This window comes from Kiloniellales bacterium (assembly GCA_030064845.1).
In the GTDB taxonomy this organism is placed as follows: domain Bacteria; phylum Pseudomonadota; class Alphaproteobacteria; order Kiloniellales; family JAKSDN01; genus JASJEC01.
Genome location: JASJEC010000006.1, coordinates 1 through 15,253 on the forward strand (window position 1 = coordinate 1; position 15,253 = coordinate 15,253).

The window sequence follows — 15,253 nt, forward strand, 5'->3', positions numbered from 1 at the left end:
AAGGACGGTCTTGCCCTCCTCCTTGAGGCGGCGGAGGATCCGGAAGAGGTAGTCGGTCTCCTGGGGCGTCAGGACGGCGGTCGGCTCGTCGAGGATCAGCGTCTCGGCGCCGCGATAGAGCACTTTGAGGATCTCGACCCGCTGCTGCACGCCGACCGAGAGCTCACCGACCCGCGCGTCGAGCTCGACCGCGAGCCCATAGTCCTTTTCCAGCTCCTCCAGCGTGCGCCGCGCCCGCGCGAAGGACTGCTCGGTCCAGACCCCACCCTCGGCGCCGAGCACGATGTTCTCTAGAACGGTGAAGGGCTCGACCAGCATGAAGTGCTGGTGCACCATGCCGATGCCGACAGCGATGGCGTCCTTCGGCCGGCGGATCTCGACCGTCCGCCCGGCCGCCCGGATCTCGCCCGAGTCGGCCTGGAGAAAGCCGTAGAGAATGTTCATCAGGGTCGACTTGCCGGCCCCGTTCTCGCCGACGATGCCGTGAATCGAGCCCTTGGCGACGCTGAGGTCGACCGACCGGTTGGCGTGGACCGCGCCGAAGCGCTTGTCGATGCCCCGCAGCTCGATGGCTGGTGGCGGCGTGCGCGGCGGCGCCCCGCCCGCCGGTTCCACCTCCGTCACGGAGCCGCCTCGCTCGCCGGATCTTGCTGACGACTGATTCTCAACCTCCGGCACCCTTCATCATGCCGTGCTCGGACCGAATGTTCCCGGGCGCCGGCGGTCCCCGCACCGCCGGATCGCATCCGGCAATGACGGCTAGCGGGGCCTCTCGAGCGTTGTCACGGCCCCCGCCGCTCAGTAGCTGCAGGAGTTGTTGGCCGTATAGTCCGCGACCTTGATCGTGCCGGCGATGATGTCCTTCTCCGCCTGCGCCAGCTTGGTCTCGATCTCGGGCGAGATCAGGCCCCGGTTGTAATCGTCGAGCGCCCAGCCGACACCGCCCTCCGCCAGGCCCAGAACCTTCAGGCCGGGCTTCCAGGTACCGTCCTTGGCCGAGCGGAAAGCCTCGTCGACCGCGACGTCGACCCGCTTCACCATCGAGGTCAGCATGACGCCCGGGTGCAGGTAGTTCTGGTTGGAGTCGACGCCGATCGCCAGGTTGCCGGTGTCGTTGGCTGCCTGATAGACCCCGACGCCGGTGCCTCCCGCCGCCGCGAAGACGACGTCGACGCCGCGGCCGAACTGGGAGCGGGCCAGCTCGCCGCCCTTGGTCGGGTCGTTCCACGCCGCCGGCGTGTTGCCGGTCATGTTCATCAGGACCTCGGTCCCGGCATTGGCGTGCTTGGCGCCCTGCTCGTAGCCGCAGGCGAACTTGCGGATCAGGGGAATGTCCATGCCGCCGATGAAGCCGAGCTTCCCGGTCTTCGACGCCATGGCGCCGACCATGCCGACCAGGAAAGAGCCCTCGTGCTCCTTGAAGACGATCGACTGGACGTTGGGCGCGTCGACCACGCCGTCGATCAAGGTGAACTTGACGTCGGGCAGCTCCGCCGCGACGGTCTCGACCGCGGCGGTCTGGGCGAAGGAGACGGCCACGATGACCGTGGCGCCGCGCCGCGCCATGTTGCGCAGGGCCTGGGCGCGCTGGGCCTCGTTGGTCGGCTCGAACTCCAGGACCTCGATGCCGGTCTTGCCCTTGAATATCTGGGAGCCGTTATAAGCCGCCTCGTTGAACGACTTATCGAACTTGCCGCCCATGTTGTAGAGCAGCCCCGGCTTGAACTCGGCCGCGGCCAGCGCGCCCGAGAGCCCGAAGACGCCCAGCGCGACCGCCAGGCACAGGCGCTTGATCTCAAACCCAGCCATCACGAACCTCCCCGTTCGGCGTTCCGTTGTCCCGCCCAAAGTGAAGCATCATTCGCTGGTGAGGGGCAAGGGCGGGCCGGTTTGGCTATCCCTCCTGCGGCGGCACCTCCCGCGCCGGCAGCGGCCCGTCGTAGTAGGGCAGCCGGACCCGGCGCGGCTGCCAGCCGCCCTGGTCGATCAATCCCTTGGCGTGCTGGGCGATCTCGTCCATGGGCGCGAGCCAGACGTCGCCCTTGGCCAGCATGGTCTCGATCATGCCGCGCAGGGCCTCGGCGCGGGCCAGGCGCGCCGAGACCCAGGGGTGCCAGACGCTGATCCACATCCCGCCGTGCCGATGGGCCGCCTCGAACTCCGCCATGAAGGTCTCGCTGGCCTCCCGCGGCGAACGGATGTTCAGGTTGTAGCCGACGTCGGAGTTGCAGACGTACTGCGGCCAGTCGTCGAGCGCCCAATGGGAGGAGAGTCCGATCAGCCGGCCCCGGTCGGTCTCGTAAAGGCTGGGCACGTCGTCGTCCATCAGGGAGGCGTCGTAGAGGAAGCCGAACTCGGCCAGGATCGAGGCGGTATGACGCGAGAACTGGTAGGTCGGGGCGCGGAAGCCGCGGGGCTTCTGGCCGGTCATGCGCTCGATGGTCTCGATCCCGCGCCCGATCCATTCGACCTCGGCCTCCCGGTTCGGCAGTTTGTTCATCTCTTCGTGGAGGTAGCCGTGGTGGGCGATCTCGTGGCCGTCCTTGAGGATCGCGTCGACCAGATGCGGATAGCGCTCCATGCACCAGGCCGGATAGAAGAAGGTCTGCTTGATCTCGAACTCGCGGAAGATCGCCAGAATGCGGGGCACGGCGATCTCGTCGTAGCGCACCCAGGAGGTCGCTGCGACCTTGTCGGGCATGGCGTCGCCGTAGATCAGATGCAGGAAGCTGTCGGTGTCGATGTCGAAGGTGAAGGCGGCGGCGCACTTGGCGGCGTTCGGCCAGGGGACGGGGTTCTCGATCATCGTTCCGGCGGTCACTCGACCGGATCGCGGATCAGCGGGCAGGTCGAGCAGTGGATGCCGCCGCCGTTCAGCTGCACCCTGTCGTAGGGCACCACGACGATCTCGACGCCCCAGCTCTCCAGCCGGTCGCGCGTGCGCGCCGAGAGGCCCTCGGGCATCAGGACACGGCCGGGCCTGACCGCGAGGCCGTTGACGATCCAGGCGTTGTCTTCCGGGGTCATCTCGACGGTGCGGATGCCCAGCGCCTTGAGCTCCTCGAGAAAGGAGAAGGGCAGGCCGGGCGCCCAGACCAGGGCGAGATCGACGTCGACCATGAGGAAGTGGCCGTCGATGTGGATGTCGTAGCCGCGCAGGTCGACGACGATCAGCCTGACGCCCTGACGGTCCAGCACCTCGGCGACCTGGGCGATGCCCTCGTCGTTCACGCGGATGCCCCGGCCGACCACCGCGGTCCGTCGGTTCAGCCAGGCGAAACTGCCGCCTTCGATCATGCCGGTGCCGCTGACGGTGCGCAGGATCGGCACGCCGAGCCCGGCCAGCGTGCGGGTGACCGCGCGCTCCTCGCCGTGGCGCATGCGCGGCGCCATGCGCGCCACGATCGCGCCGCCCTTGACGGCGAAGGCGCTGTCCCGCGTGTAGACCGACTTGAAGCGGCCGCCCTCGACGCCTTCCAGGTAGTGGACCTCGACCCCCTCGGCGCGCAGCGCCGCGGCCAGCGCGTCGTGCTGCGCCTGCAACTCTTCGAGCGCCGGGATCTCCTCGCTCTGCCAGTACCAGCCGGCCTCGGGATCGCCGTAGGAGCCGATCGCCTCGATCCGCTTGCCGCGGTCGATGACCGCGAACTCCGCGCCCGGCCGGTGCATCAGCACGGCGCGGAGCTGGCCGACGTCGTTGTCGCAGCCCCAGTTCCGGCCCCAGACCGCCGCCATGCGTTCCGGGTCTTCGAAGGCCGGCTCCGGATGCGAGCCGAACAGCTTGATGGTGGCGTTGTAGACGTCCTTGTCCTTTGGCGGGATCGGCGCGCTCACGAGCGGTCCCGCTCCAGGCCGGCGTTGTAGCGGGCCTCGGCCTGGCGGAAGACTTCACGGGTGTGCGCCATGTCCCAGGGCTGCTCGACCAGGGTTTCGTGATCCCACTGGCTGCGCGGCTTCGGCGGGTTGAAGAAGTCGCCGCCGTAGACGTGGATCGCGCTGGTGTGCTTGATGATCGGGTTGGCGACCGAGTGGATGATGTCGCGCCCCAGGGTCGCAACCTGGCCCGGCCCCATGGACTCGGCGCCGGCCGCCTCGATCGCGGGCGCGCCCTCGCCGTGGTCGATGCGGCGCCAGAAGAGGTTGTCCTCGCGGCCGCCGTATATGCCGATGACGGCGAACATCTGGTGGTTATGGGGCAGCAGGGTCATGCAGGGCGCCCAGACGAAGTTGATCACCGTCAGGTCGTCGGCCTGGTGGAGCGGGAAGACGCCGGCCTTGGTCGGCTCGCCCAGCTCGGCGACGATCCCGGCAGGATCGGACACCGCTTTCCGCACGAGCTCGCGGATCGCCTTCTGTCCTTCGCCTACCGCTGCCTTGCAGTCCTCGATGAAGCGCTCCTTCTGAAACATCGCTCCGCCCCCGGAAATCCGCTGGGAAACACAGGGAAAAGCTTAGCGATAGGGGCGGTCTCGGCCTAGAACAATTCGGCCGCCTCTGGTGCGGCTTTCTGGAGCGGGCAGAGCGATGCGCAGCCAAGACTACGACTACGTGATCGTCGGCGCCGGCTCGGCGGGCTGCGTCCTGGCCAATCGTCTTACCGAGGACGGGCGCCACCGGGTCTTGCTGCTGGAGGCCGGTCCCATGGACCGCAACCTGCTGATCCACGTGCCAGCGGGCGTCTACAGCGTCTACAGGGACCCGCGGCTCAACTGGAACTACCAGAGCGAGGAAGAGCCGGAACTGAACGGCCGCGCCATCGAGACGCCGCGCGGCAAGGTGGTCGGCGGATCCTCCTCGATCAACTCCATGGTCTACATGCGCGGCCACCCGCTCGACTACGACCACTGGGCCGAGGCCTTCGGCCTGCCGAACTGGCGCTACGCGGACTGCCTGCCCTACTTCAAGGCAGGCGAGACCAGCGACCGCGGCGCCGACATGTGGCGCGGCGACAGCGGGCCCCTCAGCGTCGCCCGGAGCAGCCTGGAGAACCCGCTGTTCGACGCCTTCCTTGAGGCGGGCGACCAGTCCGGCCAGGGCCGGTCCGACGATCTCAACGGCTACAAGCCGGAGGGTCTGGCGCGGCTGGACAGCACCAAGAGGAACGGCCGCCGCTGCAGCGCCGCCGTGGCGCATCTCCGGCCCGCGCTCAGCCGGCCGAACCTGCGCCTGGTCACCCGGGCCGCCGCCCGGGAGATCCTGATCGAGGGGAACCGGGCCGCCGGCATCACCTACACCCACCGCGGCGAGCGGCACGCGGCGCGCGCCGACAGGGAGGTCATCCTGTCCGGCGGCGCGATCAACTCGCCGCAGCTCATGATGCTGTCCGGGATCGGACCGGCCGATCACCTGCGCGACCACGGCATAGAGCCGCGTCTGGACCTGCCGGGCGTCGGGCAGAACCTGATGGACCACGCCACGGTCATCGTGAAGGTCGCCTGCACCCGGCCGGTGACGATCCACGAGGTCGCCCGGCCGCTGAACAAGGCCCTGGCCGGGGCGCGCTGGCTGATCGACCGCTCCGGCATCGCCGCCTCCAACATCTGGGAGGCCGGCGGCCTTGTGCGCGGCAACGCTAGCGTTTCCTACCCCAACCTGCAGTACCACTTCGGCGCCTTCGGCGCCGAGTACGAGGGGCAGAAGATCAGGCTGCAGCAGGCCTTCTCGCTCCACGTCGACCAGCTGCGCCCGACCAGCCGCGGCGAGATCCGGCTGAAGAGCGCCGACCCGGCGGAAAAGCCGGCGCTTCATTTCAACTACCTCTCGAGCGAGCACGACCGGCGCGAGATGGTCGAAGGGGTCCGCCTGGCCCGCGAACTGGTCGCCCAGCGCGCCTTCGATCCCTACCGCGGCCGCGAGCTCGCGCCCGGCCCCGCGGCCGTCTCGGACCGGGAGATCCTGGCCGCGGTCCGCGGCCTGACCGGGACCGACTACCACCCCTGCGGCACCTGCCGCATGGGCAAGGACGCGCTGGCGGTGGTCGACCAGGAACTGAAGGTCCACGGAATCGAGGGACTTCGGGTGGTGGACGCCTCGGTGATGCCCCGCATCATCAGCGCCAACCTCAACGCCCCGGTGCAGATGATCGCCGCCCGCGCCGCCGATTTCATCCTGGGCCGCGCGCCGCTGCCGCCGCTGCAGGCCGACTTTCACTTTCTGGAGAAGCGCCCCGGATAGGGCGCCGAAAAGCCAAAGGACCTGCGCCGCTAAGCGACACAGGCCCTTTGAAACTTAACTCGCATTCGGGAGGCCGAGGCCCCCGTCAGGCGTGACTAGTCGTCGTCTTCATCGTCGTCGAGCGGCTGAAGCGACTCTTCCAGGATCTCCCTGGCCAAACCACGGCCGCTCGCCTGTCCAGCCTGGTTGCTGAACTCGAAGTGGATGCCCGCAAAGATACGCGCCCGGCCGGCCTCCCTGGCGGCGTCGGAGAAGCTGGAATAGGTACGCTCCTCATTTCCTCCAACTTCGCTACAAGTGCGGTCGCTTCCATCATCACCGGCGAACGTGAACTCGATGTGGTCCGTGCCGTAGAAGCCGGCCAGGATTGTCGAGCCTGCACCCGCGAAGGTGCTCTGCCCCGAGGTGTGCTCGGGAGAGGAGCCCGTGCCTATGTTGCGAGGCACCCATGGATCAACGGCTTCGGTATGGCGGTTACCATCCGTGTCGGCATTCTCGACTGCGGTTCGGGGACGCCAGAAGCCGAACTTATCCTTGCTGATCCAGGCAGGGATCACCGCGTCGCCCATGGCCAGGCCCTGCAGGGCGAAGAGACGCGCCGTCTCGGAGATCGACTTGGTGGTGTTCTCCCCATCGGCGACGACGCCGGTGACCTTTATCCACTCGCCCGGAGGGCGCGCCGAGCCGCCGGAGCCCTGCCAGAAGCAGACAGTTTCCAAGAGCTCCCTTTCCTCGTCCTCATTGTCGGCGCCACCTTTCTCACCCATCAGCTTCACATCGTTGAAGGCGGTGGCATAGGCCCGGCTACGCAGCTTCGGCGGCCCGTCGCTCTCGTAATCCTCGGGGTCCTCGATCGCGAAAGGCTCCAGGTCCGCGTACTGGACAGATCCGAATCTGCCGCGGAAGTCGCCCGGGCCATCCCCGTAGAAGCCCGGCTCCCGAGTGACTACCGGCCTGTAACCGTCGTCCAAGCGGTTGTGGTACACGTCGTTCCCGACGGTTACGCCCCACTTGAAACCGCGGTCGGCCCCTTTAGCGCCGTCCAGCCTGAGCATCTCCACGGCCAACTGGTTATTGAGCTCGATCTGAGCATTAGCGCTAAGCTCCAGATCTTCCACGAACCTGCTGAGAACGGTATAGGCCGCTCCCACCGCCGCTGCCTCGCGATTACCGCGGCGCGGCGCGGCGGCGAGAAGGCGCTCAGTAACCAGAGCGGCTTCGCGGCCGCGGCGGCGCTTACGGTCGATGCCGTTGACCGCGTCGTACATGGCGGCATTGACGATCGCATAGATACGCGCGGCGTCAGGCGTACCCACACTTTCCTCGCGGACCGCGTCCAAGGCCTCTCCGTTCCAGGTAATGATCACGTCGCCGGGTTGCGTCCCGGTCGCCGTTGCTACGCTGCTTGTCGCAATTACTGACACAAATGCACAGGCCATTACCCCTGGCCATTTTCTGATTCTAGGCATTGTGTACCCCTTTGATTTTTTGGATTTCGCTTTGGGTGAGTGCTTTAAGATCTGCAACAAGTACATCACTCAGTTGTTATCTGCAACAAAAATAGTTTGTGGTTTGACGAAATTATTTTCGCCGAAACCGTATCTAATACATTGTATTTACGCGATATACACATTCTTAACACCGGGTTAATTGTAGCAATTCACGCTAAATTAGCCCTTTCTAGTCGCCGACAAATCTCGCGAGGGACTCAACTCCTAATATTAGTAAAACGTAAAGGAAGTGGGCGTATCGATGGGGCCAACCTTTCGACAAAAGCTTGTGCGAAGGAAACGGCAAGATGAGCAAAAGCAACAATTTGAAGTGGGCCACGGCGGCCGCGCTCGCGGCAGTCCTGGCGATCGGCGTTACCAAGACGGCGCAGGCCGAGCTGACCTCTGCGGAGCTGGTCCGGGCCCTGCAATCCGGCGGTCATGTCGTCTACATGCGCCACACCCTGACCGACCGCTCCCAGGAGGACCTGGATCACACCAACCTGGACAACTGCGCGACACAGCGCAACCTGAGCGAGGAGGGCCGCGAGCAGGCCCGGGTCATCGCCCAGGCCACGCGGCAGCTCAGCATCCAGTTCGATTCCGTGATGACCAGCCCGTACTGCCGGGCCAAGGAGACGGCGAGCCTGGCCTTCGGCCGCGGCCAGCTGACTCCCTCGCTGCGCTACCTCTCGCACCAGCCCGAGTACGAGCAGCCCGGTTCGATGCAGGACATCCGCCGCATGCTCAGCACCCCGCCGAGCAACGGCGGCAACACGATCCTGGTCTCGCACACCGAGAACCTGAAACAGGTCGCGGGCATCTGGCCCAAGAACTCGGGCGTCATGCACGTCTTCGAGCCCCAGGGCAACGGCAGCTTCCGGCATCTCGGCAAGATCGATCCCGGCGAGTGGACCACCCTGTCCCAGCTCGGCGGAAACGACGAAACCTGCATCTGGTTCGTCTGCTGGTAATACCGGCGCTCGGCTTCGGCTCTCTCGGGACGCCGGCTGAACTTAGATCTCCAGGGGCCGCCTCTCTCCGTCGTGCGACAGCACGGAAGGGGGCGGCCCGCGGATCCCGGGAGCGGCCGAGCCCGCCGAGGGTTCCAGCGGCGCAACCGATGCCACTCGATTGGCAAGCGCGATGAAACATAAAATAACAACCGCGATCCTCTTTCTGGTCCTGGCGATTTCGGCCTCCGTCGCTCCGCTCGGCAGCGCCTCGGCGGGGAGGTACGAAGCGGTCTCGCGGGCGAGCGGCAACCTCCTTACGCTCTCGCAGCAGATCACGCAGGACACCCTCCTGGTCGCGCTCGAGGTCGACAAGAAGCAGAATCTCGCCCGGCTGGGCGCGCATGCGGAGATCCTGGTTAGCGAGGTCAACGCGCTCCGGGGCACCGACGGCGCGACCATCACGTGGCCCACAGTCGTCGACGCCCAGCTGATCCAGATCGAGAAGGTGGCGAGCGACCTCCTGGCGATCATCCGGCAAGGACAGGGCGCCCGCACCATGTCCCAGGAACAGGTGCAGACGGTGGTCGGCCTGGAAACCCTGCTGCGCGAAGCCGTCGCGAACTTCCAGAAGGACTATCGGAACCACTCGCCCACGGGCGAGGTCTACTCGCTCTATCTCCAGACCCTGGATGTCGCCCGGCAACAGGCGGTGCTGTCCCAGAAGATGTTCAAGGAGTTCCTCTTCGTCGCCTACGGCCTCGCCACGACGGACAACCTGAGAAACCTGAACCGCAGCTATTCGATGCTCGACCGCTCGTTCCAGGCCCTGATCCACGGCGACAGCGAGCTGCGGCTGATCCCGGCGCCGAACCAGACGGTCGAGCGCCACTGGAACGAGGCGCGGGACATCTGGATCGGAATCCGCCCGATCATCAAAGAGGCGGCCAGAACCGGGACGGTCGACGTGGGTCTGATCAACGAGGTCGCGAGCCGCAACGACGCGCTCCTGACGGCGATGGTCAGCGCTGTCGAAGCCTACTGAGGCAGCAAGCGGATCGGAAAGCGCTCCCGGATCGCCAAGTCCGTGGCGTGCGCTAGGTGATCGGGCGGTTCCATCGACAGGATTTCCGCGGTGCGCGCGCGAGCCCGATCCCACATCGAGCGGCCGCCGGCTTCGAGCCATTCGGCGACGCCGCTCCGGTCGGCCAGGCGCGGATAGACGTACTCGGTTTTCATCAGGGCAAGGGTCTGCGCTTCGCCCAGATAGTGCCCCTCGCCGGTCACGACACGCTCGATCGAGGTCAGGTCAATTAACTCGTCGCGTACCTCGATGCCGCGGAGGGAGCGCAGGATCGCGCCGCACATCTCGTCGTCAATCACCAGGGCTTCGGGCGAGGCGACCATGATCGAGCCCAGCATGCCGACCGAGAGATTGATCATGTCTGCGCCGGCCAGTGCGGCCAGCGCGACGCTGTTGCCCTTTTCGTAGCCGGCCTGGGCGTCGGCCAGCTTGGAGTCGGTCATCCCGGCCGAGACGATCGCCGGCAGTTCGAGGTGAAGCAGCAGCTGCGCCGCCGCCGCGTTGGCAACCGCCGCCTCGCCGCCGCCGCCTGTCATAGCGCCGGTCCGCAGATCCGAGATGAAGGGCATGAAGGCGAAGACCGTCGGATGTCCCGGCGCCAAGGTGTCGACCACCATGAGACCCGCCAGCGATTCCGCCAGACCTTGGGCCAGGGCCCCAGCGAGCGAAGCCGGGCTGGTCGCCCCCGCTTGTCCCGCCGTACAGATCTTGAGCGGCATCCCCGCCGCGATCGCGGCCTCCATGATCGCGACGCCCTCCTCGGCGAAGCGCAGGGGCGAGACGACGTGGACCACGGTCGCGGCGCAGAACGGCTGGCGGCGAAACGCGTCGGCGCCGCCGAGCGCGAGGTCGAAGAGCGCCGCCACGGGCGCCACGTGCCCGGCGGTGTCGAAACTCACGCTGATCGGCTTGCCGGTGCCACGCAGGCAGGCGTAGGCCGTGTTGATGTCGAGCTCAAAGGCGGTGGCCATGTCCCGCGCGACCAGCGGGCGCACGCCGTAGTGGATGTTGGGGCAGGCATCGAGCACCCGCATCATGGCGTAGAGATCGTCGAGCCGCGAATCGCGATAGGCGCCGGTCTCTGAGTCGAGCACCTGGACCGCAGCGCCGCCCGTGCCAATGTGCACATAGCCGCCGCCGATCTGAAGCCCGCGCGCCTCGAGGTAACCCGGGAGGGCGACGCGCCGCAGCGCACGGCCGAGCGCGCGCTCGACCGACGCACGGCCGAACACGAGGCGGCCGTCGCTTCGCTGATGGGCGCCGGCATCAATCAGCCGCGCGCGGAGCCAGTCCGGTGCATCGCCGAGTCCAATGTCCTCGAGTATCGCGAAGGCCTTCTCGACGATGAGGTCCCGTTCGCGGGCGGACAGGGGTTGGTAGCGACCGCCGCGAAACACCGGCGGTGCGGCGACAGGCTCAACCGCTATCGGCGCTCGCTTTCGGGAAGACCGCCGTCCGGCCATCGCCAGCCCCGTCCTTGTGTCTGCCCCGCACTATCGGTCACGGCCGGCCGGATTTGAAGCCGTATTGTCGTGCTGGCGCGACGCCGTGGACGCGGCAGTCGAGATCCATAGCAGGTTCATGCCGCCGAGGATCTCGGCCAAAGAGCCGAACAGGGCCTGGAAGGCGAACCAGTCGAGGCCCGGATGCTCGGCCTGGGCGCCGGCATGGATGCCGCGCAGGTCGGCGCGGCCGTCGATGCGGCGCACGATCGCCGGGGAGAAGTCGGGCACCGGGATGCGAAGACGCAAGCCGTCGAAGTTCGCGGTCAGCGCCCCGTCCCGCGCCAGCGCGCGCGCCAGCTCGTCGACCGGGACGCGCTCGATCTTTGGGATCGCCTCCGGCCGGTCGAAGCGCGGGGCTCGGTCCACCTTTGCGCCTTCGGGGGCAAGGTAGGCGACGTGCTTTTTCATGTTGCCGGCGAGCCGTTCGGCGAAGGCAGCGGCCTCGAGGAGGTCGAGGGCCGCGGTCTCTTCCCGCAGCACCGGGTCGTCGAGATAGCTCTCCGGCCGGTAGCGCAGCGGTTCCACGAAGCTGACCACGGCCAGCCCGGCCTGCTCGACCAGGCCGGCCAGCTCCGGGACGCTGTAGGCACGGTCCCGACTGTGCAGGAAGAGGTCGACCAGCTCGGCGTCGCCGCGCTTGTGATCGCCCAGGAAGGGGTTGCGTTTCAGCCAGTTGGTGGCGGGCAGGGCGTCCATCAGGCGCCGGGCCAGGCCAACCCGCTGGTCCAGCGGCGCCGCGCCGCCGATCTGGCGCAGCATATCCTGCATGGGGTAGACGCCGGTCCGGCCGTAGGGGGCATAGACCATCACCCCCAGACCGCCGCCGGGCGCCAGCGCCCCGGCGAGCCGCGCGAGCGCCAGGCCGGGATCGGCCAGGTGGTGCAGCACGCCGCAGCAGTCGATGTAGTCGAAGCGGCCGAGGTCGAGGCCGGGCAGGTCCTCGATCGTCCCGGTGACGAAGCCCAGGTTGGTCAGGCCGCGCACGCGGGCGCGCGCTTCGGCGACCGCCCGCGCCGCGGCCGAGGGATCCAGATAGACCACCTGGCCGGGGCCGCCGGTCTCCGCCAGCTGCTGGGCCAGCATGATCGCCGCGTCGCCGGTGCCGCCACCGGCGACCAGGGCTCGGAATTCCTTTGAGAAGTCCCGCCGCCCGCCGAACAGGTAGTGGTTCAGCTCGTCGCGGTGACTCGGCGAGCCGGTGATCAGGCGATGGGCCTCGTCGGCCGGGTCGCGCGCGGGATAGGGGTAGGCCTCGTACTGCTCGCGGACCGGGTCGTCCATCACCGAGTGGTCAGCACGACCTTGCCGGTCGCCTTGCGGGCGCTCAACAGCTCGAGGGCCGCGGCCGCCTCGGCGAGGTCGAAGGTCTCGGAGACGCGGGGCCGGAGCTTGCCCTCCTGAAGCCAGGCGAAGAGGTCGCGGAACTGGGCCGCGACCAGGTCGGGCGCCTTGCGCCGGTACGAGCCCCAGTAGAAGCCCAGGACCGAGAGGTTCTTGACCAGCACGATGTTGGCCGGGATCTGCGGCAGGTCGCCGGCGGCGAAGCCGATCACCAGCAGCCGGCCGCCCCAGGGTACGCAGCGCAGGCTGGCCTCGAAGACCTTGCCGCCGACCGGATCGAAGACCACGTCGGCGCCACGGCCGCCGGTCAGCGCCTTGACCCGCTCGCGGATGTCCTCTTGCCGGTAGTCGATCAGATGGTCGGCGCCGTGCGCCTCGGCCACGGCCAGCTTATCCGGGCCGCCCGCCGTGGCGATCACGGTCGCGCCCAGCGCCTTGCCGACCTCGACCGCCGCCAGGCCCGTGCCGCCCGCCGCGCCGTGCACCAGCAGGGTCTCGCCCGGTTCGAGTCCGGCGCGCCAGACCAGGGCGCCGTGGGCCGTGCCGTAGGTGATCGGGAAGCCGGCCGCCACCGCCGGATCGACGCCGTCGGGCAGCGGGAAGACGTCGGCCTCGCGGGCCAGGGCCTGCTCCGCGAAGCAGCCCCAGTCGGCCAGCGCCATGACCCGCTGGCCCGGCCGGACCCGGGTGACGCCGGCGCCAACCGCCGCGACCGCGCCGGCCATCTCCAGGCCCGGGCTGAAGGGGAAGGGGGGCTTCTCCTGGTACTTGCCCGCGGTCATCAGGGTATCGGCGAAGTTGACCCCGGCAGCCTCGACCGCGACCAGGACCTCGCCCGGACCGGGCACCGGAGCATCGATCTCCTCGAGCGTGAGCCCGGCCGGCCCGTCCCAGCTCCGGCAGACGACCGCGCGCATCGACTAGAAGGGGGCGGCCGCGGCGGCGCGCACGGCGCCGACCACGTGGCCGGCGCGGTTGCGCACGGGCTGCTCGAGGACATTGCCGAGCTCTTCCGCCTCGGTCTCGGACAAGACGCCGAGCGCCACCAGCAGCCGGCCCATGACGAGTTCCGCCGCGCGGGTCGCCCCGTCGTCGACCTTGAGGGCGACCCCGAGGCCGAGCTCCGGCAGCGCCGCGCAGTAGACGCCCTCGGCGCCGGTCTTGACCAGCGCCCGCTCGCCGGTCAGCGCCATGACCCGGGTGCAGAAGCGGCCGGTGCCGGCCACCATGAAGGGTTCGGCGGCCACCGCGCGGCGCAGGCGCGCCGCCGCCGCCTGCCGCGGCTCCGGCTGGTCCGAAGGATCGCCGAGCCGCGCCATGGCCAGCGCCAGGTTGCCGAGGGGAATGCCCAGGGTCGGAATGCCGCAGCCGTCGATGCCGCGCGGCGCCCGGCCCAGGTCGAGGCCGGTCATCTGCTCGAGGATGCCGAGCACGCGCTGCTGGACCGGATGCTCGAGCTTGATGTAGCCGGCGGTATCGGCGCCGAGCTGGCGGGCGACGGTCAGGAAGCCGGCGTGCTTGCCCGAGCAGTTGTTGTGCGCCGCCGTCGCCGCGCGACCGCTCGCGAGCAGCTCGGTCGTGGCCTCCTGGTTCGTCGGCAGGTGGGCGCCGCACTCCAGGTCGCCGACGCCGCAGCCGATTCGCGCCAGCCAGCGCTCCACGGTCTCGACGTGGCGCGGCTCGCCGCTGTGGCTGGCGCAGGCCAGGGCGATCTCGGCGTCGCCCAACGCGTGGGCCTCTGCGGCACCGGTCTCGAGCAGGGCGAGCGCCTGGAGCGGCTTGATCGCCGAGCGCGGAAAGACCGGGTGCTCCAGCGCGCCGCAATGGCGCACCGCGCGGCCCTCGGTGTCGACGACGGCGAAGGCGGCGCGATGCCGGCTCTCCACCATATCACCGCGCGTGACCTCGACCAGCAGCGGATTGACCTCCGCGCCGGTTGCCGGCGCGGCCGATTCCCCGCCCGGCCCGGTCGGCGCATTGGCGGAAAGACCCATCGATAAAGTACCTTCGGTGGCGCGGGAGGCGCGGGCGCAGCCGCACAATCCCTGCAAGCTTGCCTCGCGGCGCCTGGCCATGCAAGGTCTCGCGCCATGCGCGGATACTTCGCAATCGGCGTCGAGGGCATCAGCAAGCCCATGAACCTGGGCAACCTGCTGCGCTCGGCCCACGCCTTCGGCGCGAGCTTCTTCTTCACGATTGCGCCGGCCTTTCAGGCCCGCGAAGTGGCGCTGTCCGACACCTCAGACGCGGCCAAGCACCTGCCGCTCTATACCTACGCCAGCGTCGACGCGCTGACCCTGCCGCGCGGCTGCGCCCTGGTCGGCGTCGAGCTGACCCCCGATGCCGTCGAGCTGCCGTGCTTCCGACATCCCGCCGCGGCCGCCTACGTGCTCGGACCGGAACGTGGCAGCCTCTCATCGGCACTGACGGAGCGCTGCGACTTCGTCGTGCGCATTCCGACCAAGTTTTGCGTGAACGTCGGCATTGCCGGGGCCATCGTGATGTACGACCGGGTGATCAGCCAGGGCCGCTTCGCGCGCCGGCCGGTCAACCCGAGGTCGAGCGCCGAGCCTCTGCCGCCCCACGTGCACGGGCCGCAGGTACGGCGGAGCGGGCACGACCCGGTCCGCGAAGGGGCCGCTCCCAGCGCAAAAGCCCCTACCCGACGCGGGTGAACTTCTTATATTGTCCCCCGGGGCAAGGATC

14 protein-coding genes are annotated in these 15,253 nt (G+C 68.5%); 4 read left to right on the plus strand and 10 right to left on the minus strand.

From position 1 onward, the window contains the following. The 5 genes from QNJ67_03500 to QNJ67_03520 all read right to left on the minus strand — a co-directional run. Positions 1-615: ATP-binding cassette domain-containing protein (locus tag QNJ67_03500; protein ID MDJ0608015.1), on the minus strand; the 615-nt coding region annotated here is incomplete at its 3' end. Positions 616-798: 183 nt separating this feature from the next. Continuing rightward, complete coding sequence (locus tag QNJ67_03505; protein MDJ0608016.1) at positions 799-1,809, minus strand: BMP family ABC transporter substrate-binding protein; 1,011 nt, start codon at positions 1,807-1,809, stop codon at positions 799-801. Between the two features lie 85 nt (positions 1,810-1,894). Further along, entirely contained in the window at positions 1,895-2,821 is a 927-nt protein-coding gene (locus QNJ67_03510; protein MDJ0608017.1) for a polysaccharide deacetylase, read from the minus strand. Beyond that, on the minus strand, positions 2,818-3,834 hold the full coding sequence (locus QNJ67_03515; protein MDJ0608018.1) for an arginine deiminase family protein: 1,017 nt from the start codon (positions 3,832-3,834) through the stop codon (positions 2,818-2,820). The genes QNJ67_03510 and QNJ67_03515 overlap by 4 nt, the downstream gene beginning before the upstream one ends. Beyond that, positions 3,831-4,409 carry a hypothetical protein gene (locus tag QNJ67_03520; GenBank protein ID MDJ0608019.1) on the minus strand — a complete coding sequence of 193 codons (579 nt, stop codon included), beginning with the start codon at positions 4,407-4,409 and terminating at the stop codon, positions 3,831-3,833. The genes QNJ67_03515 and QNJ67_03520 overlap by 4 nt, the downstream gene beginning before the upstream one ends. 115 nt (positions 4,410-4,524) lie before the next feature. Between QNJ67_03520 and QNJ67_03525 the strand changes: the two genes are divergently transcribed. Then, the gene (locus tag QNJ67_03525) at positions 4,525-6,174 is read left to right on the plus strand and encodes a choline dehydrogenase (protein MDJ0608020.1); all 1,650 of its coding nucleotides are present in this window, start codon (positions 4,525-4,527) and stop codon (positions 6,172-6,174) included. Between the two features lie 95 nt (positions 6,175-6,269). Here the strand turns inward: QNJ67_03525 and QNJ67_03530 are convergent, their stop codons facing one another. After that, a complete protein-coding gene (locus tag QNJ67_03530; GenBank protein MDJ0608021.1) occupies positions 6,270-7,514 on the minus strand; it encodes a vanadium-dependent haloperoxidase in 1,245 nt (414 codons plus the stop codon). A 458-nt stretch (positions 7,515-7,972) separates the two neighbouring features. Here QNJ67_03530 and QNJ67_03535 point away from each other — a divergent pair, with 458 nt between their 5' ends. Both QNJ67_03535 and QNJ67_03540 read left to right on the plus strand, forming a co-directional pair. Beyond that, a complete protein-coding gene (locus QNJ67_03535; protein ID MDJ0608022.1) occupies positions 7,973-8,638 on the plus strand; it encodes a histidine phosphatase family protein in 666 nt (221 codons plus the stop codon). A 172-nt stretch (positions 8,639-8,810) separates the two neighbouring features. Further along, the gene (locus QNJ67_03540; protein ID MDJ0608023.1) at positions 8,811-9,662 is read left to right on the plus strand and encodes a hypothetical protein; all 852 of its coding nucleotides are present in this window, start codon (positions 8,811-8,813) and stop codon (positions 9,660-9,662) included. On the opposite strand, the gene QNJ67_03545 is transcribed toward QNJ67_03540, so the two are convergent. Genes QNJ67_03545 through QNJ67_03560 form a run of 4 tightly spaced genes read right to left on the minus strand, consistent with a single transcriptional unit; the run spans position 9,656 to position 14,541 of the window. Further along, positions 9,656-11,164, minus strand: coding sequence for a trimethylamine methyltransferase family protein (locus tag QNJ67_03545; GenBank protein ID MDJ0608024.1), 1,509 nt, complete (start codon positions 11,162-11,164; stop codon positions 9,656-9,658). The genes QNJ67_03540 and QNJ67_03545 overlap by 7 nt on opposite strands. Positions 11,165-11,194: 30 nt before the next feature. Then, positions 11,195-12,487 (minus strand): class I SAM-dependent methyltransferase, encoded by a 1,293-nt coding sequence (locus tag QNJ67_03550; protein ID MDJ0608025.1) that lies wholly within the window; start codon positions 12,485-12,487, stop codon positions 11,195-11,197. Next, positions 12,487-13,464, minus strand: a complete 978-nt coding sequence (locus tag QNJ67_03555) for an NADPH:quinone oxidoreductase family protein (GenBank protein ID MDJ0608026.1) — start codon at positions 13,462-13,464, stop codon at positions 12,487-12,489. The genes QNJ67_03550 and QNJ67_03555 overlap by 1 nt, the downstream gene beginning before the upstream one ends. A 3-nt stretch (positions 13,465-13,467) precedes the next feature. Then, entirely contained in the window at positions 13,468-14,541 is a 1,074-nt protein-coding gene (locus QNJ67_03560) for an asparaginase (GenBank protein MDJ0608027.1), read from the minus strand. A 96-nt stretch (positions 14,542-14,637) separates the two neighbouring features. Between QNJ67_03560 and QNJ67_03565 the strand changes: the two genes are divergently transcribed. Beyond that, positions 14,638-15,222, plus strand: a complete 585-nt coding sequence (locus QNJ67_03565) for an RNA methyltransferase (GenBank protein MDJ0608028.1) — start codon at positions 14,638-14,640, stop codon at positions 15,220-15,222. Positions 15,223-15,253: the final 31 nt, after the last annotated feature.

Coding starts and splice junctions, on each gene's coding strand:
- QNJ67_03505 (MDJ0608016.1), bottom strand. CDS start 1,809: ATGGCTGGGTTTGAGATCAAGCGCCTGTGCCTGGCGGTCGCGCTGGGC.
- QNJ67_03520 (MDJ0608019.1), bottom strand. CDS start 4,409: ATGTTTCAGAAGGAGCGCTTCATCGAGGACTGCAAGGCAGCGGTAGGC.
- QNJ67_03525 (MDJ0608020.1), top strand. CDS start 4,525: ATGCGCAGCCAAGACTACGACTACGTGATCGTCGGCGCCGGCTCGGCG.
- QNJ67_03535 (MDJ0608022.1), top strand. CDS start 7,973: ATGAGCAAAAGCAACAATTTGAAGTGGGCCACGGCGGCCGCGCTCGCG.
- QNJ67_03540 (MDJ0608023.1), top strand. CDS start 8,811: ATGAAACATAAAATAACAACCGCGATCCTCTTTCTGGTCCTGGCGATT.
- QNJ67_03545 (MDJ0608024.1), bottom strand. CDS start 11,164: ATGGCCGGACGGCGGTCTTCCCGAAAGCGAGCGCCGATAGCGGTTGAG.
- QNJ67_03550 (MDJ0608025.1), bottom strand. CDS start 12,487: ATGGACGACCCGGTCCGCGAGCAGTACGAGGCCTACCCCTATCCCGCG.
- QNJ67_03555 (MDJ0608026.1), bottom strand. CDS start 13,464: ATGCGCGCGGTCGTCTGCCGGAGCTGGGACGGGCCGGCCGGGCTCACG.
- QNJ67_03560 (MDJ0608027.1), bottom strand. CDS start 14,541: ATGGGTCTTTCCGCCAATGCGCCGACCGGGCCGGGCGGGGAATCGGCC.
- QNJ67_03565 (MDJ0608028.1), top strand. CDS start 14,638: ATGCGCGGATACTTCGCAATCGGCGTCGAGGGCATCAGCAAGCCCATG.